The sequence below is a fragment of the Oxalobacteraceae sp. CFBP 8761 genome (assembly GCA_014841595.1).
Taxonomy (GTDB): domain Bacteria; phylum Pseudomonadota; class Gammaproteobacteria; order Burkholderiales; family Burkholderiaceae_D; genus Telluria.
This window is the reverse complement of record JACYUE010000006.1, coordinates 1-24300: the sequence shown is the minus strand read 5'-3', so window position 1 is coordinate 24300 and position 24300 is coordinate 1. Positions and strand designations below refer to the sequence as shown.

Genomic DNA, 24300 nt, shown 5'->3' with positions numbered 1-24300 from the left:
GCACGATCCGTGCCAGGCGTTAAGTCATTGATTCGTATGGCGGACAGTTGCGGACACCGCTGTCCGCGGTGTCCGTCCGGGCGGCCGCGGACACGGCCGCCGGTGAGGTTTGCTCTACAGCCTTACTTCTGCGGCTTTTGCTTCTGCGCGTACTTGCCGACGATCTCGCCCTTGGCCAGTACATGGCCCTTCATCGCCGCCAGCACCTGGTCGCGGTCGGCGCCGAACGGCACGTCCAGCATCGTGTCGAGCGCCATCACCTGGAAGTGGTAGCGGTGCGCCGCTTCACCCGGTGGCGGCTTCGGTCCGTAGTAGCCCGGCGAACCGCGCGTCGTGAGGCCTTGCAGCACGCCGTCGGGATCCGACAGGCGGGCTTGCTCCTGCACGCCTTCCGGCACGCTCGTGACATTGGCCGGGATATTCCACATCACCCAGTGCACGAAGGGCAGGGCCGGTTTGGCGTCCGGGTCTTCCGCGATGATCACGTACGACTTCGCACCGGCCGCCGCTTTCCACGACAGCGCCGGCGAGACGCCGTCGGCGTACTCGGTGTAGCGCTCGTGCATCATGCCGTTGGCCGCAAAGCTGGGCGACGAGACGGTCATCTGCCCTTTGGCCTCGGTCTCGGGACGCTTGAGTGCCAGTGGAACATTGGTGCCCTTGCTGGTTTGCTGTTCCAGCGGGCCTGCCGGGGCTTTTGCCGGCATGCCGGCCTTGCCGCCGGTGTAGGCGACCCGGTAGATCACGCCATTGGCATCGTCCGCCATCAAGAGAGAACCGTCCTTCGCCATCGCCAGCCCGACCGGACGCGCGATGTGGGTCTTGCCGCCATCGGTCAAAAAGCCCGTAACGAACGGCTCGACCTTCGTCGGCTGGCCGTTCTGGTAGCGCACGCGCACGATCTCGTAGCCCGATGCCGGCACCCGGTTCCACGAGCCGCGCATCGTCACGAATGCGTCGCCCTGGTACTCGGCGGGGAACGCGCTGCCAGCGCCGAACACCCATTGCATCGGCGCTGCGTGGGCCGTGTAGCCAAGCACCATCGGCGTGCTGCGCGCTTTCCACTGCTCCTTGGTGATCTCGCCCACGGGCGTGCTTTGCGGGTAGATCTCATTGGCGCCATACACGTGCGGCCAGCCATACTGTTTACCCAGTTCGATCTTGTTGATTTCCTCGGCCTGCACGTCGTCGCCGAGGAAGTCGATGCCATGGTCGAAGCCCCACAGCTCGCCCGTCGTCGGATGCCAGGCGTAGCCGATCAGGTTGCGCAGGCCGCTGGCGAAGATGGTGCGCTGCTTGCCGTCCGGCGAAATGCGCAGCAGCGTGGCGTTTTCGGGATTGCTCTCGTTGCAGGTATTGCAGGTGCTGCCCACGCTCAGGTACAGCATGCCGTCCGGCCCGAAGGCCATCGTGCGGTTCGGGTGCTGGCCCGAGTCGGGCAGGTCGCCGATCAGCATCTTGAGTTCGCCCAGGCGGCCATCCTTCTGGATATCGGCCACGAACAGTTCCTTGACCGTCACCAGATACAGCTTGTTGTCACGGATCGCCAGGCCGTGCGCGCCAGCGCGGTTGGCCACCGTGATCGGCTCGCCGTCGGCGCGGCCGTCGTTGTTGGTGTCGCGCAGCAGCAGCACGTCGCCCTGGTCACGGCGGCTCACATAGATGTCACCGCTGGGCGCGACGGCGATGATGCGGGCGTTTTTCAGGCCGGTTGCAAACGCGCTGACCGTGAAGCCGGGCGGTGCCTTGAGTGCACGAATCCGCTCGGGCGTCGCTTCGACCTTGTTGGGCTTCCAGACGTTGATCTTGGTGGAAAACTGGGTGCCGTCGCCCTGCTGGGCGGTGGCGGAGCCGAACACGAGGCATAGTGCGGCGGCGAGCGAAGCGCGTTTCATGGAGGGCCTGCCTTTCATGGACATTGTTATAGAGATGGTCAAGAAGGCATCGTGCCAGTGTTTACTGCCTCGGTATGTTGGGAAACGAACATTGTCCGTAGTGGCGCTCCTTATGCAAAAAAGATAATTTCGCCACTGGAACGTTTTCCTTCTTGCAAGTTCGCCATGTCGTCTGCACATGCACCTGGCAACCGGCACCGCCGGCTCTCTTCAGGACTCACCTTGTCGTCGTTCGACCATCTGCAGCATCTCTGGCGTTCCGCCATCGCCACATTGGCGCCATCGACCGCGCCGCCTCCGAACCACTTCTTCACGCCCCAGGATATCGGGCGTCTGCACGAGCAGGATGGCCCCAACCGCGCCAGCATCGATGCCCAGACCTGGGACGACCTGCTGCTGCCATCGTTCGAGGACAAGCTGGCGCCCGATGCCAGCATCTTCGGCCGCCAGGTGCTGCACCGGCGCCTGCGCGCGGGCGTGGACGATGCGGCCTGCGGTGCCCAGCGCACACGCCTGCAAGGCTTGATCGCGGACCCCGCGCACCTGGCCGCGCTGCACGCGCAACTGCGGATGCTGCGCCATGCGGATGTGGATGTGAGCGCGCTGTTGTTCGGCGAGACGCCGCCCGTGACGCCGTGGTGGTCACGCTGGTTGTGGCTGTTACCGGTGTTGCTGCTGGTGTCGGTCGCTGCACTGGTGACGTTGCCGCTGGGTTGGATGCTGACGCTGGCTGCGCTCGCGCCGCTGATGGCGCTGCAGATCCGCTATCACCAGCAGATCGAGGGCTGGACCGCGACCATCCGCTCGCTGGGCGCGCTGCTTGCCACCGTTGGCCTGCTCGGCAAGGGGGGCGGGGCATTGACCGAACCGTTCGTGGCGACGCGCGCGACCGCCGCGCGCCTGCATGTGCGCCTCGACCGGCCCTTCGCGCTGCGCATGATCCCGGGCGGCAGGCAGTATGCCGACTGGTTCGCTGCCGGGAACATCGCGCATTACTTCCGGACGGTGCGTATCGTGTTCGGACAGCGCGCGTTTCTGCGCGAGTGCTATCTGGCGTGCGCGAACCTGGAAGCCGATGTCGCGCTGGCGCGGCACCTGAGCGCGATGCCGCGCTGGTGCTGGGCCGAACGGGGCGGGGCGCGCGAGCTGCTGCTGGAGGATGGCGTGCATCCGTTGATGGCGCAGCCGGCGCCGCTGTCATTGTCGCTGCATGAGCGCGGCGCGTTCGTCTCGGGCCAGAACGCATCGGGCAAGAGCACGTTCCTGCGCATGGTGGGCCTGAACCTGCTCGCGGCGCGCGCGTTTGGCTTTTGCTACGCCACGCGGGCGCGCCTGCCGGCGGTGCCGGTACGCGCCAGCATGCAGAACGAGGATTCGCTGCTCGGCGGCGAGAGCCTGTACATGGCGGAATTGCGGCGTGCCCGTGAACTGCTCGAGGCAGCCGGCCAGCCTGCAGGCGTGTGCCTGATCGACGAGGTGTTTCGCGGTACGAACCACCTCGAGTCGGTATCCGCTGCCGCTGCGGTGCTCGAACAGTTGTCGAGGCACGACCTGGTACTGGTGTCGTCGCATAACCTGGTGCTCGCGCCGCTGCTGCAGGCGGGGTTCGACGCCATCTGCATCGATACGACCAGCGGCCGGCCGGTGCTGCAGAAGGGCGTACTGCGCAATCCGAATGGCATTGCGCTGCTGGCCAGGGAGGGTTTCGGCCCGCAGATCGAGGGCAGGGCGGCGGAAGTGGCGCGCTGGCTGAGCGGCCACTTGCTGGAGCCGGTCACTGGCGCGCCGACGGCGCAGCAGGCGTGACCGGCTTGGGACGCATGACAAAAACCTGTTACTTCGTCTGGCCGCAACATGCTTGTACATTGAGTCATGCTGACCTGCCGCTTTCGGCCAATAGCAGACGTCGTGACGGTCCGGCGCATCGGGTGCGTTGCCTCTACAGTAAGTAGGCCACTATTGAAAACCAGCAATCTTTCCAGATATTGAATAAGTGACACGACCTTTCTGTTCAGACAACATAAACCGATCGAAGTTTTAAGGGAAGAAATGAAAATATTGCGTTCTATTGGTACCGCCGCTATTGTCGCAGCCATCGCTTGTTCGCCTGCTTTCGCGCAATCGGCTGGGGTTTCTAACCAGCGTGACAAGCAGATGAACGCCGCTAGCCGTCAGCAGTTGATAGACGCCGTGATTAAGGAAGTCAACAACAGCTACGTCTTTCCCGACATGGCGAAAAAGGTCGAAACATCGTTACGCCATCAGCAAAAGCGCGGATTTTATGACGCTATTGCTAGCGCACAGCAACTGTCCGAAGTGCTGTCCGATGAATTGCAGGCTGCCACTAAAGACCGGCACCTGCGCGTGATGTACAGCGAGGCGGTGATAGCCGACAGGAAGTCTTATGACGAGCGATCGCCCGAGGAAGCCGCCAGCTACCTCGCGATGATGAGGTCGAACAATTTTGGCATAGATAAAATCGAACGGTTACCCTTCAATATCGGGTATTTGGAACTTGCGCGCTTCGCGCGCGCAAAGGAGATGGCCGAGACGCTGGCCGCCGCAATGACGCTTGTCGCCCATACGGACGCGCTTGTTATCGACCTGCGCAATAACCGTGGAGGCGATGCAGCCGCAGGACTCCTGTTGGCCAGCTATATGTTTGACAAGCGCACCCAGCTAAACGACTTCTACTACCGCGAGGGCAACCGCACCGAACAGCGGTGGACTGCCGATGTCGTCCCCGGCCTGCGCTATGGCGGGACGAAGCCGGTCTATATCCTGACTAGCAAGGACACTTTCTCAGCAGCAGAGGACTTCACCTACGCACTCAAAAACCTCAAGCGTGCGACTGTCGTCGGTGAGACCACCGGAGGCGGCGCTAATCAGGGTGGTAACAAGCGGCTGCTGCCAAACTTTTCACTCTTTGTGCCACTAGGCCGCACAATCAGCCCGGTAACGAAAACAAATTGGGAAGGCGTTGGCGTGACGCCCGATATCAGCGTCTGTGCAAGCGATGCTTTGAGAACTGCGCAGCTAGCTATCTTGGCCAATATTGCGGCGTCGGAGAACAATCCTGACGAGCTAGGTCGCCTAAATGAGCGCATTGGGCAGCTTAGCGAACGCACTACTGGACGCATCACGTGTGGCTGATCTGAATATGCACGTTGGTAGTTACCTGCTATCTGGATCTGACGTTCGCTTCGGGTCGGTACCGGCCTGTGTCGGCTACCACTGGAGTTTCAACTTGCCAACCTGCTATGCTGGCTCGACCGGCCGGATTCGGCCGTGCACCTGTGCACCTGTGCAGGGAATACAATGGTCCGGCGAGGCGCTTCTCCTGACGCCGACATCGTTGATCATGCCGCGAGCCTGACCTATCCATGTACCTGATCAACTCGAAGACCGGAAAACCTGTAGAGGTCACCGAAGAGGACCTTGAAGGGTATGGGAGTGGCGAAAAGCCGAAGCGATCAAGCTTCGGAGCGAGACCGAAGAGCAAGGATGACCAGACCGTCCGGCCCAGCAAGCTTTTGCAACGGACTTTTGAGACGGACGAGGCGCCGGCGCAGGATGGTGTGCCCAGAATCACGCGCAGCTCCGACTACAAGAAGAAGGTTCCCAAGACCAGTTTCGGGACGAAAAAGCCTGCTCCTGGAGAATATGCAAGGACGTCCGACAAAAAGCCAAAGTACAAGGCGCGCGACCCGGCTCAGCCACAGCAAAAACCGAAGCAACCGGCGCACCAGTATGCCGGATGGCTCCTGTCCAAACGGGAGTATTCGGCAGCCGTACTGCGGCGCAAGCTAGTCCTGCGAGGCTACAGCGAACAGGAGGCAGATGACGCACTGATACTGCTGCAGGGGTTGAATTACCAGTCAGATGAACGGTATGCGGAGATGAAAACCCGGCAGATCGAACCACGGGTCGGCGACGCGCGAGTCGCCCTGACTCTCCGACAGAAAGGTATCGACGAGCAACTTACGAAGGCAACCATTGAGCAAATGGAGCCGGAAGATGAGCGCGTTGTCGTTGTGGTCGAGAAGTTTCGCAAGGACATTGCACAGACGGGGATGACACAAGAACTGCGGCAGAAGGTTTATCGCTTCCTGGCTTACCGGGGCTTCAGCGGCCATTCGATAAATATCGCCATGGAGCATCTGAAATCGGGGCCTGAATATGACTAGACGTTGCACTAGTAATGCGATGTGAAGCGATCAAGGCGCAGAAATTATTTCAAGATTTTCGGGGCGACGGGCGCTAACGGGCGCCTGGGAAATGATGTGCTTGGACCGGTTGGCAGCTACTGGCCAGCCGCACGATCAATCCGAGTCGCGTTTTCTAGAGCTTCCTTGTGACAAACACACAGACGCAAGCGCAAAACTGGATAGATATCCTGCTAGCGCAGGACCTACCGTTTATCCATCCGTTGTTCGAGCAGATCGCTGCGGGGAAGTTTGGCGAGCTTTGTCAGTGTGGTTGCCATGGATTCGCATTCAAGGTGCCTACCGGCGTAACTATCCCACCGCTACAAGACGGAACGGGCCTGTTTTATGAACTAGCGTTCACGTCGAACTTCCCTGAAGAAATCGACATGCTTCTCTTTACTGACGAGCGCGGTTGCCTCAGCAGAGTAGACGTGACTTACGGCGCGGACAACATCGGGCCTGTGCCTGAAGGGCTGATTCCAGATGCCAAAATCGGTGCTTGGCCAGCTGCACACGGATAGGCAGTTGCCGCAGTTGTCGAACGTCTGCTTCGGGTCGATTCCGGAAGTTCGGATGCCTTGCGGCTTGAGGCGGTCGGCCTCCTAAGCGGACAGGAAATAGAACGGAAAGCAATCGGGCGATTGCTGCCTGTCGTGCCAGTCCGTCACTTGCAAGCGGCCATCCCTTCGAGACGCAAGACCCGGATAAATCGCTCTAGACGTGTAGCAAACTCCGCGTCCCGCCTACTGCTCAACCGGGCAAGTGTGCCGGCCTCGATGCTAAAGCCACAGGTAAGCACACTCAGTGAAAAGCGTCTGCAGGAAGAGCGGTAAATCGCGCGGCGATCGCTGTTCCAGCCAGTTTTAGGCCCCGCCACGGCGTTTTCACGTTGAGGTACATGTCGCGCATCCATCTCACTGGCGTTAGCTCCGAGCAGGGCGTCGTCGGCGAGGAAGAATGTGTATGCTTCGCAGGGCGTTGCGGCGTGCAATTGGCCGAAGTGCCTTTTTTCTATCGCGAACACGGGAGGTTTTGAATGGAATCGAGCCGGCTGGAACAATTGGAGCAGGGTTTGCGCAACGTGATGCGCTTGATCGAGCGCGATGAGACGGGACAATCCGGCGAGCTGGCGCGCGAGCACCCGGCCGCGCGCGCCGCCGAGGAATGCGAAGTGATGCTCCCGGAGCCGCTGACCCTGGCCGCGTTATTCGAGACTGTGCGCCATAAAATCGACATAGTGCAAGTGCTCCTCACCCGCGCGCGCGAACACGAGCAGTTGCAGCCGGACGCGCAACTGGCCGCCGATGAGGGCTACATGGCTAGCACCGACGAGCTGGCAGACGCCAAGGCGGCCCAGAACGGTTGAGGATCGCCATGAATGATCATCGCCGCCTCGATTCACCTTATCGTATGATTTCCGTCTCTTCCTGTAGATGCTTTTGGCTGAGCGTCAAGATCGTTGTCGTGTGCAACGAGGCTGGCATACGAGCCCGGTTGAGCGGTGGGCGGGCTGAACGATAAAAAACAGCGCATCCTCAAAGAAGCGGCCAAAATTCTCTCCGTCTTGGCGCCCCGGCTTGACGGCGCCGGGAAGGAAAGGAAGAAAGTGCTCGACGCAAGGGGGGGAGTGGAAGTGAAGGTACGCGCAGCCATGCAAGGAAACTTTGCTACGTTCCCGTTTTGAACCACGTAGCGTTCGTTGCCACGACTTCGGAATATCAGATCAAGAATTTGCTCACGTTGGCCGATCTGAAGGATGCCATCAAGAAAAACGGCGTCTGTGACAACCCGTGGATTTTCCCGTTTTGCAAGCTGCTAACCTAGTGCGACAGGCCGCTTTCGGCCAAGAGCAGACGTTTAGCAATGGCGGAGGAAAACAATGACGGAAGATCAGTGTTTAAAAATTGCTGAGGACTATTTGTCGTCTCATTCAATTGAGCATGTGCGTCCCGGCCAGATTGGCAGCAAGGAGCAAGGTCGCTGGGAGGCAATCTTCCTCAATCAAGCTGGACTCAACCCGGCAGTGGCCGTTGTGGATCCACCAGATGTACGGATATGGGTCACGGTCCCGAACGGACAGGTGGAATGGATACACCAGATGTGAAGGTCTGCTTCGGGTCGGGTGCGGTCCTTCGTGACAGTCCGCGATTTTTCGGGCTTGGCGACCTGATATGCTGAGCTCAACGGCCGGGTTCGGCCAGAAGCGGCCGTTTAAACCTTGAATCGAGCCCTGACGAGTGGAAAAAATAAGGCAACTCGTTGTTGCTGTTTGCTACACAGTCGCGTCTTCAGTGTTTTGGGGATGTGTAGCAGCGGCTGTCGTGCGATACGTCTTCGACGTTGCCCCAAACATTGCAATGTTTGTTGTCGCATTGCCAGTCGCAGTAGCGTTTTCAGTATTCATTTTCCCTAAGGTTCGCAGGATCATTGCGCTGCAATAAGCAATTTCAGTTGCATCACGCAGTGTCCGCGTCGGGTCGAAACCGGCCTGACGGCGATCGGCCGATTTCGGCCAACACCGGTCATTGAATTTATGTCACACCAGGACTTAGAAAGCATCGCTCGTTACGTCATGCCGTCATTTCCGGTGTGCGCCTCCGATCTCGGATTCCTTTTTGGCACTCGCCACGGCATACCGGAGTTTTGCGAGGCGGCACATGAACTCTGGCGGAACGGCATGTTCAACCGCCTGTTGGTATCGGGTGGACGGACTGGATCGATGCCTCTAGCAGAGGCAGAGGTGATTGCAGAGCAACTAGTCGCTCTCGGGGTACCTGAAAACGTTCTCATACTGGAAACTGAAGCAATGAACACGGGAGAGAACGTACGTTTCGGTCGAGAGAAGGTAGCGGAGGTGATGGATCTTTCAGTGATTCGAAGTGTCGTCGTCATTGGGAAAATATGCTCAACCCGACGCTACTTGATGACTTTGCAGAGACACTGGCCAGGATTGAGCTTATCGGTTTGCCAAATCAATTATTTTGGTATTCCTGCCGAACGCTGGTATGAGCATGAGGAGTTTCACGCCCGTGTACTTGGCGAATTCAACAAGATCCCTCGTTACTTAGCAGAAGGGTTCTTAGAAGAGATAGGCAAGTGCCCAGCATATCCTCGGTCGACTGCTGGGAAGTCGTAGCACAGACGTCCGCTCTGGGTCGGTACCGGCCTGTCGTTACATTAAGTACTTTTTCAAGCCAGGCAACCTGCTGAGCTGACGTAAACGGCCGGGTTCGGCCAGAGGCCGGCCTTCAGAACAGCGCCTGCCAGGCTGGCCTGAACGGCCGGGATTGCTCATTGCCATTCGCGGGCCACGTCGATCGCTAACTCAGCCTATGCAGCAATCCCAGTTTTCTCTACACGGATCACGCGAGCTCCGCGAGCAGATGCTGATTCGGCATTCCTGAACTGGTACCGTCATGTGCTTGCAGACTTTCACTACCCTGCAGCGCCGTCAAGGCGGGGAGTGCCAAAAGAGCAAGCGTATAACCGATGATCGCACTGCTGCCATAACCGACGATCGGCGTTGGGTAATTTCCAAGTGCAGCAGCAAGAATCGCGGCAATCCAGAGCGCCCCAAATACCGCATAGCTCGCGCGCCCCGGCGGATCGCGATGCCAGCCGGCGATTGCCGGTACCAGAAGAAGAATCGAGCCGCCCACGACCGCTGCGCCGGCAAGCGGGTGGACCGCAAACGACGAGTAAAGAATCCCGTCGACGTAGGGAACCGCCATCAGCGTGTCGGAACGGGCCAAGGTCGTGGCAAAGCCGGCAATGCTCGCGCAAAGCGCTGCAACGACGAACCTGTCGCGGCGTACGATGAAAAGTGTGGCCAGCCCTACGGTCAGCACGCCGGCCATGGCCCGATCAGGCTGGATGGCCATCGCAAGGGCGGCAGCGATGATGCCTGTTGTCGCGAGCGCGTTGCGGCATCGCGTGAACGCGACGAGCATTACTGGCAGCAGGATCAGGCTTGGCTGTACCGCGAATCCACCCAGCCTTACCCAACGCGCCGCGCCATCGACGCTGTCGCCGAGTAGAGCAGTAGCCAGCAAGGCGGCCGCCATAGTCACGATCGCCACACTGGTCAAGCGGCGACCACGAGGCCCGGTGCGACCGAGCAGCACTAGCAGCGCGATGCTCAGAATCAGCGCAGAGGCATTGATGCCTAGATAACGGGTCGGCGCGCCCGCAATCGCCATATAGATGAGGCCTGACGTGACGGCGCCGATGACACAGGCGACGCCCAAAGCCCGTGGGCGACGTATTGTGGCGTAGTAAAGGTTCATCATGATCGAGTCTCCATAGAAGGGGGCGGCATCGCCGATCAGCGGCGCGAAGGAATGGATTAGATGCCATGCGAGCGCACGCGGCATTAGCCCACAAAAGCTTCCGAGCGCATACAACAGTGCCTCGGTGTCATGGTGGATTCCCGCCGTCTCGTAGCGAACAGCCAGGCCCCATGACTGCAATGAAGGCGGAAGCAAAGCCAGCAAGACTCGGCAGGCCAAGTCGGCAGCGCTACGCCGCAGTCCCCTTCTCATAAGGTGGCCTTTCGATTCTGCATGACCGGTGCCTCCGCGTCGATAAGCGGATTGGCGCGCGCAAGTTGTACGCCGCTGGCTGTCAGACGATAGGCATGTCGCGGCGGTCGGCCCCCTTCGGATGGCTGTTGCCACTCGGCGTCCAGATAGCCTTGTGCTTCCAAACGGATAAGAAGCGGATACAGCGTCCCCGATTTGACGTCGGCAAGCCGGGCCAATTCATAGCCGTGGGACCATTTGCCATTGGCGTGGAGCAGAACGGCAAGCAACGTCTTGGCCTGGGATGAGAGCATACGAGTTCGAGTCATGTACCATTATCTATCTAGGTAGATTTAACGGCCAGCCTCATTTTTGGTGGTGTTGTTTGCTAGTCACTTCGGGAGATTGCAGGAACGATTAACGGCTGCTTAGGGTCGACAGGTGCCGGTCGAGACGGCGTGACTTTCCCAGCTCGACAAGCTGCAAAGCTGACGCCATCGGGCATTGCAGCTCGAATCGCGCGCCATGACGTAGAGGCGCGCGAACGGCTCGGCTGATGGGGGCGGGTCGTCGAACGCACCGTGGGTTGGCTACACCGCTTTAGCAGACTGCGCATACGACTTGAGCGACGAGCAGGCATCCATCAGGCATTCCTTTCACTTGCCTGCTCGCTCATCTGTTGGGGGTATGTCGAACGGTTTTGTCAGGTGCTCTTAGTCGAGCTGCAAAGCCCTGGCGATATCTTCCCACGCCACGGCCTTGTAGTTCTGCGCCCCATCCGGCATGCGCTTGTAGCCGTCGTGCACCACCAGCATGCCGCGCGCGAACGGGCCGCCCAGATTGGCCGATGTCACGTCGAGTCCATCGGTCTCGGACGCGCCATCGATGCCGTTGACCGCATCGAGCCCCACCCGGAACGCGCCGCGCACGGCAAACGGCGCCGCCGCATCGAACACCACGTAGCTGTTGTTGCCCTGGCTCGACACGACCAGATAGCTGCGTTTTGCGCCATGGTAGATGCCCATGCCCTCGACATCGTCGTGCAGCCATTCGCCCACCGGCATCACCATTTTTAGCATTGCCGGTTGATCGGCGCGCGCCGACGTCACCCACAGGCCGCGGTCTTCTTCGCCCACGAACAGCAGGCCGCTGCGGTCGTCCGCCACGCAACCTTCCGGCTGCGATGCGAGCTTGAACGTGCGCGCCAGCCGTGCGCCGAACTGGCCCCCACTGCGCGTGATCTGGTAATGCTCGTAGCGGCCGTCCTTGTCGTTGACGAACGCGTCCAGCCCACCTTCGGGCGTGCGCAGCAGGCAGGTGCCGTAGATGTCGCCCAGGCCGGTGGGCAGGCGCGCCGCTTCGCGCAGTTCGCCGTTCGCATCGATCGCAAACAGCACCATCGCCTGCTCGTCGCGCTGGGTGGCCACGGCCAGGTCAAAGCGCTCGCTGCCGAAGCGTACATCCTGGCGCAGGTCGACGTTGTTCAGGCGACCGGCTGCCAGCAATTGCGTCTGGCGGCCCTGCAGGTCATACACCAGCATACCCTGTTTCTTGTTGGTGCCCAAGATGCGCGATTTGGCAGGATCGGTCGGATGGACCCAGATCGCCGGATCGTCGGCCGCGTCGCCCAGCTGCGCGACGGGTTCAGTCTGCATGCGCGGCAGCACGATCGGCAGGCGTTTGGGCGGCGCGCTGCCGGCCTTCCAGGCCAGCGCCGGGGCTTGCCAGCCTTGCTTCGTGCGCACGGCCAGCTTGTCGGACGCCGGTGCAAGCGCCACCAGTTGCTGCGCGCCGAGCGGGCGGGCCGGCAGCGCGCGCCAGCGCTTGCCGTCACGTTTCCAGGTCAGCAGGGCGCCCTTGTCGTCGATCGCGGCCACGCCGCCCGGTAGCACCGCCAGCGCCGTCAGTTCACCCGTCAAGCGACCGTGCGGCGCCTGCAGCGCCACCGGCGTGCGGGCTGGCGGACCTTCGGCATCGGCGCCATACGCCCACAGGCCCATGCCTTCTTCAGCCGCGAACAGCGTGCCATGCGCATCGTCGACGCGGCACACCTCGACACCGGACGGCAGCGCCAGACGGCGCACCAGGCGGTGTTCGTTATTGGTGCCGCTACCGCCGCTACCCAGCAGCCACTGCTGCGCCTGGCCATCTTTCGCGACCAGGAACACGTAGTCGAGCTGCTGCGCATCGCGATACAGGCAGGCCGCCTCGATGCCGAAGCCCGTGTCCGGCAGCACGGGCAGTGCGCGCAGCGTGCCGGCCTTGACGTCGATCTGCACCGGCAGCGCACGTTCGGCGTTGGCGTCGATGACGATGGCAAGTGCGCCGCCATCCAGCGGGCGCAGGTCGAGTCGTTCGCCACGCAGTGGCAGGCTGGCGCGTTCGCGGCCATCGGCGCCGACCAGGCGCAGCGCGCGCTTGTCCAGGGCCAGCCAGCCGCCGCCAGGCAGCGCGGCCAGTTCTTCGGCGTCGTTCAGGGTGACCGGCACGGTTGGTGCGGCGCCGGATGCCGGCGCGGCCAGGGAGCAGGCCAGCAGGACGGCGTGCAGGATCGGAGACACGGTCTTGTTCATCAGAAGATGCTCGCTTTCAGGCCGATCTTGTAGGTGCGGCCGTATTGTTCGTGCTGCGCATTGCGCGACTTGTCGCCCAGGTACACATAGTAATGTTCGTTATTCAGGTTGCTGGCGTCGAACGTGACCTGCCAGCGCTTGTCCAGTTTCCACGACATCGACAGGTCCAGCTGCTTCTGGGTGTCGACGAAGCGGTCTTGCGTTGCGTCGAGCGTATCCTCGCCCAGCTCCAGCAGGTACGGCGACTTGTAGTTCATCGCCAGGCGCGCGCTGAACGGGCCGGCTTCGTAGCCGAGCATCACGTTGCCGACGCGGTTCGACTGGCCCGGCATGCGGATCGTGCGCGCTGCGCGGCCACCGTCGCCATCGGCGCTGTCGATCGTGGCGCGCGAATTGGTGATGCTGCCGTTGATGCCGACCAGCAAACCGTTGAACGGCGCCGGCAGCATGCGCAGCGGCTGCTGCCAGGCCAGCTCGATGCCGCGCACGCGCGCCTTGTCGCCATTCTTGTACGAGATTGCGCTCGCGTAGTCAGCCCATTCTCCGCTGCCGGCCAGGTCGGTGGTGTAAGTGAAGTCGCGAATGGCCTTGGTAAAGACATAGGCCGAGACCACGCCATCGCCGCCGATCACGCGCTCGATGCCCAGGTCCAGGTTGTGCGAGCGCAGCGGCGCCAGGTCAGGGTTGCCGATCGTCGCTTCGTCGTCGCCGTCCAGGCTCACGCCCGGTGCCAGCTGGGCGAAGTTGGCGCGCACGACCGAGTTGCTCCACGCAGCGCGCACGCTGGTGGCCTGGTCGACGTCAAAGCGCAGGTGCATGCCCGGCAGCCAGTTGGTGTACGAGCGGCTGGCGGAGCGTGGGGTGATGTCGTCGTCGGTCACTTGCGAGCCGTCGGCCGTAAAGCGCGTGCGCTCGGCTCGTACGCCGGCCAGCAGCGACCAGGCGCCGCGGCGCAGGCTCGTTTGCAGGTAGGCGGCGTCGATGTCTTCCTGCAGCTTGAAGTCGTCCAGCGCCGAATCGACGGCCACGCGGGCCGGGTCGCGTGCCAGGCCGGCCAGGCGTGCACGCACCAGGGCCGGATCGATCGCATAACCAAGATTGCCGAACGGGTAGTTCAGGCGCGTGCCATTCACAAACGCGCTCATCGAGGTCGGGCCGGCGCCGAAGTAATCGCCATCGGTCGGGTCGTCGCTGCTGTATTCCCAGGCCTCGGTGTCGGTCTTCTTGTCGCGGCGCGTGGTCTTGGCGCCGAACTTGACGGCGCCGTTCCAGTCGCCGGCGTCGAAGTCGCGCTGCAGGTCCAGGCGCAGCTGGCGGGTGCTGTCTTTCGCCGAGGCGCGTTCGAGCGCGAACGAATCGAGTTCGTAGTTGGCAGCGTCGGCCACGCCGGCGGGCGCGATCAGGTGCGGCGTGCGGGGATTAGTGAAGCCGATGCCACTGAAGCTCTCGAGGTTGGTGAAGCGCGCATCGGCAATCGCGTCCGGCGTCTTGTCGGTGGCGCTGCTGGCCGCCGCTTCGGCGTGCAGCTTCCAGTACTGGCCCATGCGGCGATCGAGCGAGCCGGTGAGCGAGCGGATCTCTTGCGTGTACTTGCGCTGGCGCAGGCGGCGCTCGACGGTAGCAGTGTCCGTCTCACCTTCGAGCACGCCGTCTTCATTGCCTTCGAAATCGCCGATCGTCATGCGGTCGCGCGATTCTTCGTCCGAGAAGCGGCTGATGAAACCGCGCAGTGCGTAGCTCGTCGCCGCGTCCGGGCGGTAGTCGAGGTTGATGGCGCCGGCGCGGCGTTCGCGCGTGGGCAGGTAGTCGCGCAGCTCGAAGCCGGCCAGGCGCTTGCCGTTCCAGTCGCCGCCCGTTTCCACGTTGTCCGAACCGAACTTGCGCTTTTCGCCCGAGATGCCGGCGGCCACGCCCAGTTTGCCGTCCATGAAGCGCTGAGCCCACAGCAGGTTGGCGCTCGGGCTGTTCTGGCTCGTGTTGGTGTCGTGGCCGACCGCTGCGCCGACGTTCAGCAATTTGCCTGGCAGGTCGAACGCGGACAAGGTCTTGACCTCGACGCTGCCGCCAAGCGAATTGGCATCCTGGTCCGGCGTGGCCGACTTGGTCACTTCGAGCGAGCGGATCATCCCGGCCGGCAGCACGTCCAGCGCCACCGCGCGGCGCGTCGCTTCCGGCGACGGCACCAGCGCGCCGTTGATGGTCACGCTGTTGTAGTCGGCATCCAGGCCGCGCACCACGACGTAGCGGCCTTCGCCCTGGTCACGCTGGACCGAGACGCCGGGCATCCGCGCCAGCGCTTCGGCCGCGTTCTTGTCCGGCAGGTGGCCGATGTCGTCGCTGCTGACGACACTGACGATATTGTCAGCCTGCTCCTGGGCGGCGATGGCGCGCGCCAGGCTGGCGCGCTGGCCGGTGACGATCACGCTGGCCGGTTCGGCGGCGTGCACGCCGGCAGCAGCCAGCAGGCCTGCGGTAAGAGCGGGGAGGGCAAAGTGGCGCATGGGGGAGAATCCAATCGGTTGGGATGCGGCGGATTCTGGTGCCTGAATGTGACCTATCGGTGACGACTTCCGGTCGTTATCCCGTGTCTGGCGCGGTGCACGGTGTGCCTGAGCCGAATTGACCCTGCCGGCTTTGACAACACCACCGGGTGGGCAGTGAGCCGGGATGCCCTGCGCGGTTTTATGTGAGCTGTTTTGACCCTGTGCCATGGCGCCACAGTTTTGCCATCCTGTCATCCTGCGGTCATCTGGTTGCGCTATGTTCCGGCGATCTTCCCTGACCGCGCCGCCCATGTCTCCCCTGATCCGCCAAGCTCTGTTGATCGTCGGCCTGCTCGGCGCCGTCGTGTTTCTGTTTGCCGGCGCCGGTCCGGCCATCCCGTTCGCGGCATGGGATCTGGTGGACATCGCCAGCGAGGGCGGCACGGCCCTGCTGGCGGCGCTGTGGTGCGGATTGGTGCTGGCCAGCCGGCCCGACGGCGTGGTCACGCGCCTGCTGGCGGGCGGCCTGGCCTGCATCATGCTGGGGTCGTGGGCCGACTGCCTGGATGAAGTGTTCGATGTCGAGAAGTCGGCGCTGTGGGACAACGTGCTGGAGGCGCTGCTGCCGCTGGGGATGCTGGTCCTGACCGCCGGCATGGTGTACTGGCGGCGCGAGCAGGCCACGCTGTCGGACCACATGCGCAAGCGCGAACGGCTGTTTCGCAACCACCGACCGTTCGACCGCATCACCCAGCTGGCCGATGCGGCCTACCTGCGCGCGCAGCTGCATATCGAGAGCAAACGGACGGACGGCGTTGGCTCGCTGGTGCTGTTCGATATCGACGCCTTCCACCGCATCAACCGTGAGCACGGCCAGCCCGAGGGCGACCGCGCGCTGCAGGCGGTCGCCCACATGCTGCTGCTGAACCTGCGCAACGACGACCTGCTGTGCCGCTATGCGGGTGACCGCTTTGCCGTGCTGATGCCGGGCCTGGCCGAGCCGGAGGCGCGCGCCGCGGCCGACCATCTGTGCCGCATGGTGTCGTCGATGTGCCACCACGCACCGGGCGGCCGGGTGCACATCACGCTGCGCCATGGCTGCGCGCCGGCGCGCGGCGCGCCCGATGCGCTCCTTGGCGCGCTGTGTCGGCAGATGGATCGTCAGATGGACCCCGCGTGATCGCCTGGCAGGCCGCCACGGCGGCCTCGCCCGCGGCGCGCCGCCACAGCGCGCTGGCGCTGGAATACGGCCGCTCGCGCGATGCGCTTGACGCCGACCTGCTGCGCGGATGCGGCGACCCGGGTGCCGGCAGCGCAACATCTGCTGGCCAGTACCTGCAGCAGCTGGCGAACACCCTGCGCCTGCTGGACAGCCCGGACACCAGCTTCATGCTGGGCCAGCAACTGCTGCCAGGGCACGACGGCGCAGCCAGCCACGCGCTGGCGCAGGCGCCGAACCTGCGCACGCTGCTGCAGACGCTGTGCCGCTTCCACGCCGGCCTGACGCCGCTGCTGCGCCCGCGCTTCGAGACCTGGGACGACGTAGCGCTGCTGTACTGGGTCGATGCGTATGGCGCGCCGAGCCTGCGGCCGGCGCTGGTCGAGATGCACATGACCGCCGTAGTGGCGCTGTGCCGCTGGCTGGGCGGCGAGCGCCTGCCGTGGCGCTTCTGCTTCAATCGCGGCGCGCCGCGCCACATCGAGCAGCATCATGTTCATCTTGGCGCCGAACTGCGCTTCGGCTGCCAGCTCGACGCGATGCTGCTGCCGTCCGGCTGGCTCGACCGTCCATGGCCGCGCGCCAGCGAGATGGCGGCGCGCCTGGCGCACCAGGCGGCCGAACTGGAACCCCGCGAGGCGCCCGGCCTGCTGGCGGCGCTCTACGATTACCTGCTGGCGCGCGTGCGCGACGCGCCCACGCTCGAGCGCACGGCGGGCGACTTCGGCGTCAGCCCGGCCACCTTCAAGCGTCAGCTGCTGCGGCACCATACCCATTTCCAGGGTGAGCTCGACGGGGTGCGCACGCACGTGGCGCTCTGGCTGTTCCAGGCCGAGGGCGCCGACAATGACGCGGTGGCGCGCCACTTGGGCTTTCATGACGTGGCCAACTTCCGGCGCTCGTTCAAGCGCTGGACGGGCCTCACCCCGGGACCGATCCGCGCTGCGCTGGCCGGAGAGCTGGGCTGGTTCGCAGGGCACCTGCAGCACGTCTGATTTCGCTGCACTGCCGCGAAAATGGTATCGTGCGCGGTCATTGTCGCCGCCGAAGAAGAGGAATGCGTCCCAGTCCCACCCTGCATATCGTTTGTCCCACCCAGAAACGGGGCTTCCCGGCGTTCATGTCGGTGGTCTTCGTCTGGGTCGTGGCGTCGGGCCTGGGCAATGGCTGGGAGCACGACGGGTCGTTCGGATTCATGTTGCTGACCGTCGGCGCGCTGGTCATCATGGTCCTGGCGGCGTGGGCGCTGTATCGCAATTTCGTGTTCCAGGATGCGCTGTACATCGCGCGCGAAGGCAGCTTGCCGTCGTCGGTGCCGCTGGCGCTCATGGTCCACGAAATACGCGCCGTGCGCCTGTTGCCCAAACATGAGGCCTGGACGCCTGAAGGCAAATGGGATGCGCTGGGGTTTGGCCAGGGCCGCATCGAGATCGATACCGCCACCCATCGCTACCACTTCGGCATCGGCCTGGAAGAGCACGAGGCCGAGGCCGCGCTGCAGCGCATCATCGAATTTTGCCGTGAGCAGGGCATTGTTGCCGCCGCGGCCTGAAAGCGCAGTCCAACCACGCATGAAGGAAGCCATGTCTGCCAACTTTGCCGTTCGTCTTTGCAGCCTGCTGCTGTTCATCGGTGGTATCGCTTCACAAACCCATGCGGCCGAGACACCGATCACGCTCGACACGCCCACCGGGCAGCTGGCCGGGACGCTCGAACTGCCGGCGGGGACCGACAAGCCGCGCGTGGCCTTGCTGATTGCCGGTTCGGGGCCGACGGACCGTGACGGCAACAGCTCGATGATCCCGGGCCGCAACGACAGTCTCAAACTGCTGGCCGCCGGGCTGGCCGAGGCCGGCATCGCGACGGTCCGCTACGACAAGCGGGGGATCGGTGGCAGCCATGCGGCCGGTTCTGCCGAATCGGCGCTGCGCTTCGAGATGTTCGTCGACGATGCGGCGGCCTGGATCGCGAGACTCAAGGCCGATACGCGCTTCGCGTCGGTGGCCGTGATCGGGCACAGCGAAGGCTCGCTGATCGGGATGCTGGCGGCGCGGCAGGCCGATGCGGCGGCATTCGTGTCGATTGCCGGCATTGCCGATGGCGCCTCGACCCTGATGCGCAAGCAGCTCGAAGGCAAGCTGCCACCCGAGCTGGAAAAGGAAAGCGAGCGCATTCTGGTGTCGCTGGAAAGCGGCGCGGTCGTCGATCCGGTACCTCCGGCGCTGGCAACGCTGTTCCGGCCGAGCGTGCAGCCGTATCTGATTTCGTGGTTCAAGTATGTGCCGGCGCAGCGCATCGCGGAGCTGACGATGCCGGTGCTGGTCGTGCAGGGCAATACCGATATCCAAGTGGACGTGGTGCAGGCCAACCGGCTGCACGGTGCCCGCCCGGGGGCGAAGCTGGCGATCATTCCGGGCATGAACCACGTGTTCAAGCACGTGCGCGCGGTGCCGGAACTGCAGGTTGCCAGCTATGGCGACCCAAGCTTGCCTGTTTCGCCCTTGCTGGTGAAGTCGATCGCCGACTTTTTGCAGCAGGGCGCCGCGCCCGCGCCTTGATGGCTTTCCCGGCCACATCGATACGCCCATCCATCCATTCTGCGCCTGTCCCATGATCGAACGCATTCACCTGTCCATCATCCGCGAGGTCGATCGCCGCGGTTCACTGACCGCCGCTGCCGACGTGCTGTGCCTGACCCAGTCTGCGCTGAGCCACGCGGTCAAGAAGCTCGAAGTGGGGCTGGGCACGCCGGTGTGGACGCGCGAAGGCCGCTCGCTGCGCCTGACCCAGGCTGGCCACGCGCTGCTGGCGCTGGCCGAGCGGGTGCTGCCGCAGCTCGAACACGCCGAAGGCCAGATGCTGGCCTACGCGCGTGGCGAGCGCGGGTCGCTGCGCATCGGGATGGAGTGCCATCCGTGCTATCAGTGGCTGCTGAAAGTGGTCGAACCCTATCTGGCTGCGTGGCCCGAGGTCGATGTCGACGTCAAGCAGCGTTTCCAGTTCGGCGGCCTGAAGGCGCTGCTGGGCTACGAGATCGACTTGCTCGTCACGCCCGATCCGCTGTTCAAGCCGGGGCTGCGCTTCGTGCCCGTGTTCGACTTCGAGCAGGTGCTGGTAGTGCACAGCGGCCATCGGCTGGCCGGGCGCGCGCATGCGACGCCGCGCGACTTGTCCGATGAAGTCCTGATCACGTACCCGGTCGATATCGAGCGGCTCGACATCTATAACCAGTTCTTCGTGCCGGCCGGCTGCGCGCCGCGCGAGCGCAAGGCAATCGAGACCACCGACATCATGCTGCAGATGGTGGCCAGCGGTCGCGGCGTGGCGGCGCTGCCGCGCTGGCTGGTCGAGGAATACGCGGGCCGCATGCCGGTGGCGCCCGTGCGGCTGGGGGAGGCGGGCGTGTTCAAGCAGATTTTCCTGGGCACGCGCGAAGTCGATGCCGGCACCACGTACCTGGATGCGTTTGTCGAGATCGCCCGGCACGCCGAGTTGTAGCAGTGATGCCACATCGACCACAGTCTGCGTCAAGACGGCGAACGACTGCCTGCAAAATCAGCAAACTGGTTGACCCATCATCACAATGCGTCTATACTCGCAGGTTCTCGATTTATTCTGCACATCGTATACGCATTCGCAGCCGCTCCATTTACTGAGTGGCTTTCGTCGCCTGTCTTTGTCATTGTCATCGGGACTAGGTTTCAGTCCCCGGATCAGCACGTTGCAGGTTCGGGTCATTAATGAGTAGTACTTTGTTGGATTAGGAACGATGCCAACCATCAATCAACTGATTCGCAAACCGCGTGAAGCTGCGGTTGTGAAGAGCAAGTCGCCGGCACTGGAAAACTGCCCGCAAAAGCGCGGCGTGTGCACCCGTGTGTACACCACCACGCCTAAGAAGCCAAACTCGGCGCTGCGTAAAGTCGCCAAAGTGCGTCTGACCAACGGTTTCGAAGTCATTTCGTACATCGGCGGTGAAGGCCACAACCTGCAAGAACACAGTGTCGTGCTGCTGCGCGGCGGTCGTGTTAAAGACTTGCCAGGTGTGCGTTACCACATGGTTCGCGGTGCACTGGATACCCAGGGCGTCAAAGACCGTAAGCAAGCTCGCTCGAAGTACGGCGCGAAGCGTGCTAAGGCTGCTAAGAAGTAATTCTATGGTCGTGTCACAGACACGTCACATTAATTAGATAAGTTGAGCCGGCCGCAAGGCCGAGTAAGTGAAGGGTCAAGAGGGCCTTTCGCGAGTGCACAGCGTGCACTCAACTGAAGACATGAAGGAATTGAAATGCCACGTCGTCGTGAAGTACCCAAGCGCGAAATCCTGCCGGATCCAAAATTCGGTAACCAGGATGTCGCCAAATTCGTCAACGTTCTGATGCTGTCCGGCAAAAAGTCGGTTGCAGAAAACATCATCTACGGTGCATTCGAACACATTCAATCCAAGTCGGGCAAAGACCCGCTGGAAGTGTTCACGACCGCGATCAACAACGCTAAGCCGCTGGTGGAAGTCAAGTCCCGCCGTGTCGGTGGCGCCAACTACCAGGTGCCAGTGGAAGTTCGTCCGGTTCGTCGTATGGCGCTGTCCATGCGTTGGTTGCGCGAAGCCGCAAACAAGCGCAGCGAAAAATCCATGCCGCAACGTCTGGGTGGTGAACTGCTGGAAGCGGCTGAAGGCCGCGGCGGCGCGATGAAGCGTCGTGACGAAGTGCACCGTATGGCAGAAGCGAACAAGGCGTTCTCGCACTTCCGCTTCTAAGCAAAAGGGCGAAGGTAGGGGGATTATTTCCTTGTGCTAACGTCCCCGTAGTATCTGTTGTTCAGGCCGGGCTCATTTTGATCATCAAGATGATGCTCGGTTTTGTCCATTCAAAGATTTAGGAAAAATTATGGCACGCAAGACCCCCATCGAGCGCTACCGCAACATCGGTATTTCGGCTCACATCGATGCTGGTAAAACCACCACCACCGAGCGCGTCCTGTTCTACACGGGCGTCAACCACAAAATCGGCGAAGTGCACGATGGCGCAGCGACGATGGACTGGATGGAGCAAGAGCAAGAGCGCGGCATTACCATTACTTCGGCAGCGACGACCTGCTTCTGGAGCGGTATGGCCAACAACTTCGCCCCGCACCACATCAACATCATCGACACCCCGGGCCACGTTGACTTCACCATTGAAGTCGAACGCTCGATGCGCGTGCTCGACGGCGCCTGCATGGTTTACTGCGCAGTCGGCGGCGTGCAGCCACAGTCGGAAACCGTGTGGCGTCAGGCTAACAAGTACAAAGTTCCACGTCTGGCCTTCGTCAACAAGATGGACCGTACCGGCGCGAACTTCTTCAAGGTCTACGAGCAGATGCGTGCTCGCCTGAAGGCAAACCCGATTCCGCTGCAGATCCCGATCGGCGCCGAAGAGAACTTCCTGGGCGTGGTCGATCTGGTCAAGATGAAGGCCGTGTACTGGGACGACGCGTCGCAGGGCATGAAGTTCGACTACCGCGATATCCCTGCAGAACTGCAGGACGAAGCCAACGAATGGCGTGAAAAGCTCGTCGAGACCGCTGCTGAAGCGAACGAAGAGCTGATGAACAAGTATCTGGACGAAGGCGACCTCTCGGAAGAAGAGATCAAGGCCGCTCTGCGCCAGCGTACCATCGCGTCGGAAATCGTCCCGATGATGTGCGGCACCGCGTTCAAGAACAAGGGCGTGCAAGCCATGCTCGACGGCGTGATCGAATACCTGCCATCGCCAATCGACATTCCGCCAGTCAAGGGCGTGGATGAAGACGACGAGCCAGTCATTCGTGAAGCCAAGGACGACGAGAAATTCTCGGCGCTGGCATTCAAGATCATGACCGACCCGTTCGTTGGTCAGCTGATCTTCTTCCGCGTCTACTCCGGCACGATCAAGTCGGGCGACACCGTCTACAATCCGATCAAGAACAAGAAAGAACGTCTTGGTCGTATTCTGCAGATGCACGCGAACCAGCGCGAAGAAATCAAGGAAGTCCACGCCGGCGACATCGCCGCTGCGGTCGGCCTGAAAGATGCAACCACGGGCGAAACCCTGTGCGATCCATCGTCGATCATCACGCTGGAAAAGATGGTCTTCCCTGAGCCGGTGATTCAGCAGGCAGTCGAGCCAAAAACCAAGGCCGACCAGGAAAAAATGGGCCTGGCACTGAACCGCCTGGCACAAGAAGATCCGTCGTTCCGCGTGCGTACCGATGAAGAATCGGGCCAGACCATCATCGGTGGTATGGGCGAGCTGCACCTGGAAATTATCGTTGACCGCATGAAGCGCGAATTCAACGTGGAAGCAACTGTCGGCAAGCCACAGGTTGCGTACCGCGAAACGATCCGCAAGGCAGTCACCGACGTCGAAGGCAAGTTCGTCAAGCAGTCGGGCGGTCGTGGTCAGTACGGTCACGCAGTCCTGACGATCGAGCCGCAAGAGCCGGGCAAAGGCTTCGAGTTCATCGACGCGATCAAGGGCGGTGTGGTTCCACGCGAATACATCCCTGCAGTCGAAAAAGGTGTGCGCGAAACCCTGACCTCGGGCGTGCTGGCCGGTTACCCAGTGGTTGACGTCAAAGTCACCCTGACCTTCGGTTCGTACCACGACGTTGACTCGAACGAAAACGCGTTCCGCATGGCCGGTTCGATGGCATTCAAGGACGGCTGCCGTAAAGCCAACCCTGTCATCCTCGAGCCGATGATGTCGGTCGAAGTCGAAACGCCGGAAGACTACGCCGGTAACGTGATGGGCGATCTGTCGTCGCGTCGCGGTATGGTGCAGGGTATGGACGAAATTCCAGGCGGCGGCGGCAAGATCATCAAAGCCGAAGTGCCACTGTCGGAAATGTTTGGTTACTCGACCTCGCTGCGTTCGGCGACCCAGGGCCGTGCGACCTACACGATGGAATTCAAGCACTATTCGGAAGCGCCTAAGCACGTGATTGACGCTATCGTCACTGCCAAGTCGAAGTAATCAGCAATACAAGCAATTCAAGGGAGACGGGACGTCCTGTCTCCCTTTAAACAGAACATATCGTTTCTTTAAAGGAATCTGGAAATGGCAAAAGGTAAATTCGAACGGACCAAGCCGCACGTCAACGTCGGCACCATCGGTCACGTTGACCACGGCAAAACCACCCTGACGGCTGCTATCGCAACCGTCCTGTCGAAGAAATTCGGCGGTGAAGCCAAGGCCTACGATCAGATCGATGCGGCACCGGAAGAAAAAGCACGCGGCATCACCATCAACACCGCGCACGTCGAGTACGAAACCGAAAACCGTCACTACGCACACGTTGACTGCCCAGGCCACGCCGACTACATCAAGAACATGATTACCGGTGCTGCGCAGATGGACGGCGCGATCCTGGTGTGCTCGGC

General features: G+C 62.1%; 21 protein-coding genes. 16 read left to right on the top strand and 5 right to left on the bottom strand.

The window, feature by feature from the left end; all coding sequences use genetic code 11:
• Positions 1-122 precede the first annotated feature (122 nt).
• The gene (locus IFU00_22385; GenBank protein MBD8545031.1) at positions 123-1895 is read right to left on the bottom strand and encodes a YbhB/YbcL family Raf kinase inhibitor-like protein; all 1773 of its coding nucleotides are present in this window, start codon (positions 1893-1895) and stop codon (positions 123-125) included.
• Positions 1896-2060: 165 nt separating this feature from the next.
• On the opposite strand from IFU00_22385, the gene IFU00_22380 reads away from it, so the two are divergent.
• The 7 genes from IFU00_22380 (at position 2061) to IFU00_22350 (ending at position 9239) form a co-directional block, all read left to right on the top strand.
• A complete protein-coding gene (locus IFU00_22380; protein ID MBD8545030.1) occupies positions 2061-3701 on the top strand; it encodes a hypothetical protein in 1641 nt (546 codons plus the stop codon).
• Positions 3702-3944: 243 nt separating this feature from the next.
• Positions 3945-5048, top strand: coding sequence for a S41 family peptidase (locus IFU00_22375; GenBank protein ID MBD8545029.1), 1104 nt, complete (start codon positions 3945-3947; stop codon positions 5046-5048).
• Positions 5049-5278: 230 nt separating this feature from the next.
• Positions 5279-6082, top strand: a complete 804-nt coding sequence (locus tag IFU00_22370) for a regulatory protein RecX (protein MBD8545028.1) — start codon at positions 5279-5281, stop codon at positions 6080-6082.
• Between the two features lie 167 nt (positions 6083-6249).
• A complete protein-coding gene (locus IFU00_22365) occupies positions 6250-6624 on the top strand; it encodes a hypothetical protein (GenBank protein ID MBD8545027.1) in 375 nt (124 codons plus the stop codon).
• A gap of 515 nt (positions 6625-7139) precedes the next feature.
• Positions 7140-7469, top strand: coding sequence for a hypothetical protein (locus tag IFU00_22360; GenBank protein MBD8545026.1), 330 nt, complete (start codon positions 7140-7142; stop codon positions 7467-7469).
• A gap of 513 nt (positions 7470-7982) precedes the next feature.
• Positions 7983-8207 carry a hypothetical protein gene (locus IFU00_22355; protein MBD8545025.1) on the top strand — a complete coding sequence of 75 codons (225 nt, stop codon included), beginning with the start codon at positions 7983-7985 and terminating at the stop codon, positions 8205-8207.
• Between the two features lie 429 nt (positions 8208-8636).
• Positions 8637-9239: a YdcF family protein gene (locus IFU00_22350; protein ID MBD8545024.1), complete on the top strand. Its 603-nt coding sequence runs from the start codon at positions 8637-8639 to the stop codon at positions 9237-9239.
• Positions 9240-9465: 226 nt separating this feature from the next.
• On the opposite strand, the gene IFU00_22345 is transcribed toward IFU00_22350, so the two are convergent.
• From IFU00_22345 to IFU00_22330, 4 genes are all read right to left on the bottom strand, one after another.
• Complete coding sequence (locus IFU00_22345; protein MBD8545023.1) at positions 9466-10392, bottom strand: hypothetical protein; 927 nt, start codon at positions 10390-10392, stop codon at positions 9466-9468.
• Between the two features lie 248 nt (positions 10393-10640).
• Complete coding sequence (locus IFU00_22340; protein ID MBD8545022.1) at positions 10641-10952, bottom strand: PadR family transcriptional regulator; 312 nt, start codon at positions 10950-10952, stop codon at positions 10641-10643.
• 384 nt (positions 10953-11336) lie between these two features.
• Positions 11337-13196, bottom strand: a complete 1860-nt coding sequence (locus IFU00_22335) for a phytase (GenBank protein ID MBD8545021.1) — start codon at positions 13194-13196, stop codon at positions 11337-11339.
• Complete coding sequence (locus IFU00_22330; protein MBD8545020.1) at positions 13196-15697, bottom strand: TonB-dependent receptor; 2502 nt, start codon at positions 15695-15697, stop codon at positions 13196-13198. Before IFU00_22330 ends, IFU00_22335 begins: the two co-directional genes overlap by 1 nt.
• A 292-nt stretch (positions 15698-15989) precedes the next feature.
• On the opposite strand from IFU00_22330, the gene IFU00_22325 reads away from it, so the two are divergent.
• The 9 genes from IFU00_22325 to tuf all read left to right on the top strand — a co-directional run.
• Positions 15990-16859 carry a diguanylate cyclase gene (locus tag IFU00_22325; protein ID MBD8545019.1) on the top strand — a complete coding sequence of 290 codons (870 nt, stop codon included), beginning with the start codon at positions 15990-15992 and terminating at the stop codon, positions 16857-16859.
• Positions 16856-17893 carry an AraC family transcriptional regulator ligand-binding domain-containing protein gene (locus IFU00_22320; GenBank protein MBD8545018.1) on the top strand — a complete coding sequence of 346 codons (1038 nt, stop codon included), beginning with the start codon at positions 16856-16858 and terminating at the stop codon, positions 17891-17893. Before IFU00_22325 ends, IFU00_22320 begins: the two co-directional genes overlap by 4 nt.
• Before the next feature lie 62 nt (positions 17894-17955).
• Positions 17956-18450: a hypothetical protein gene (locus IFU00_22315; GenBank protein MBD8545017.1), complete on the top strand. Its 495-nt coding sequence runs from the start codon at positions 17956-17958 to the stop codon at positions 18448-18450.
• A gap of 31 nt (positions 18451-18481) precedes the next feature.
• Entirely contained in the window at positions 18482-19456 is a 975-nt protein-coding gene (locus tag IFU00_22310) for an alpha/beta fold hydrolase (protein MBD8545016.1), read from the top strand.
• Between the two features lie 52 nt (positions 19457-19508).
• Positions 19509-20396 carry a LysR family transcriptional regulator gene (locus tag IFU00_22305; GenBank protein ID MBD8545015.1) on the top strand — a complete coding sequence of 296 codons (888 nt, stop codon included), beginning with the start codon at positions 19509-19511 and terminating at the stop codon, positions 20394-20396.
• Positions 20397-20667: 271 nt separating this feature from the next.
• Positions 20668-21051, top strand: a complete 384-nt coding sequence (gene rpsL, locus IFU00_22300) for a 30S ribosomal protein S12 (GenBank protein MBD8545014.1) — start codon at positions 20668-20670, stop codon at positions 21049-21051.
• Between the two features lie 135 nt (positions 21052-21186).
• The gene (gene rpsG / locus IFU00_22295) at positions 21187-21657 is read left to right on the top strand and encodes a 30S ribosomal protein S7 (protein ID MBD8545013.1); all 471 of its coding nucleotides are present in this window, start codon (positions 21187-21189) and stop codon (positions 21655-21657) included.
• Between the two features lie 130 nt (positions 21658-21787).
• Positions 21788-23893 carry an elongation factor G gene (gene fusA / locus IFU00_22290; GenBank protein MBD8545012.1) on the top strand — a complete coding sequence of 702 codons (2106 nt, stop codon included), beginning with the start codon at positions 21788-21790 and terminating at the stop codon, positions 23891-23893.
• Between the two features lie 84 nt (positions 23894-23977).
• Positions 23978-24300: elongation factor Tu (gene tuf, locus IFU00_22285; protein MBD8545011.1), on the top strand; the 323-nt coding region annotated here is incomplete at its 3' end.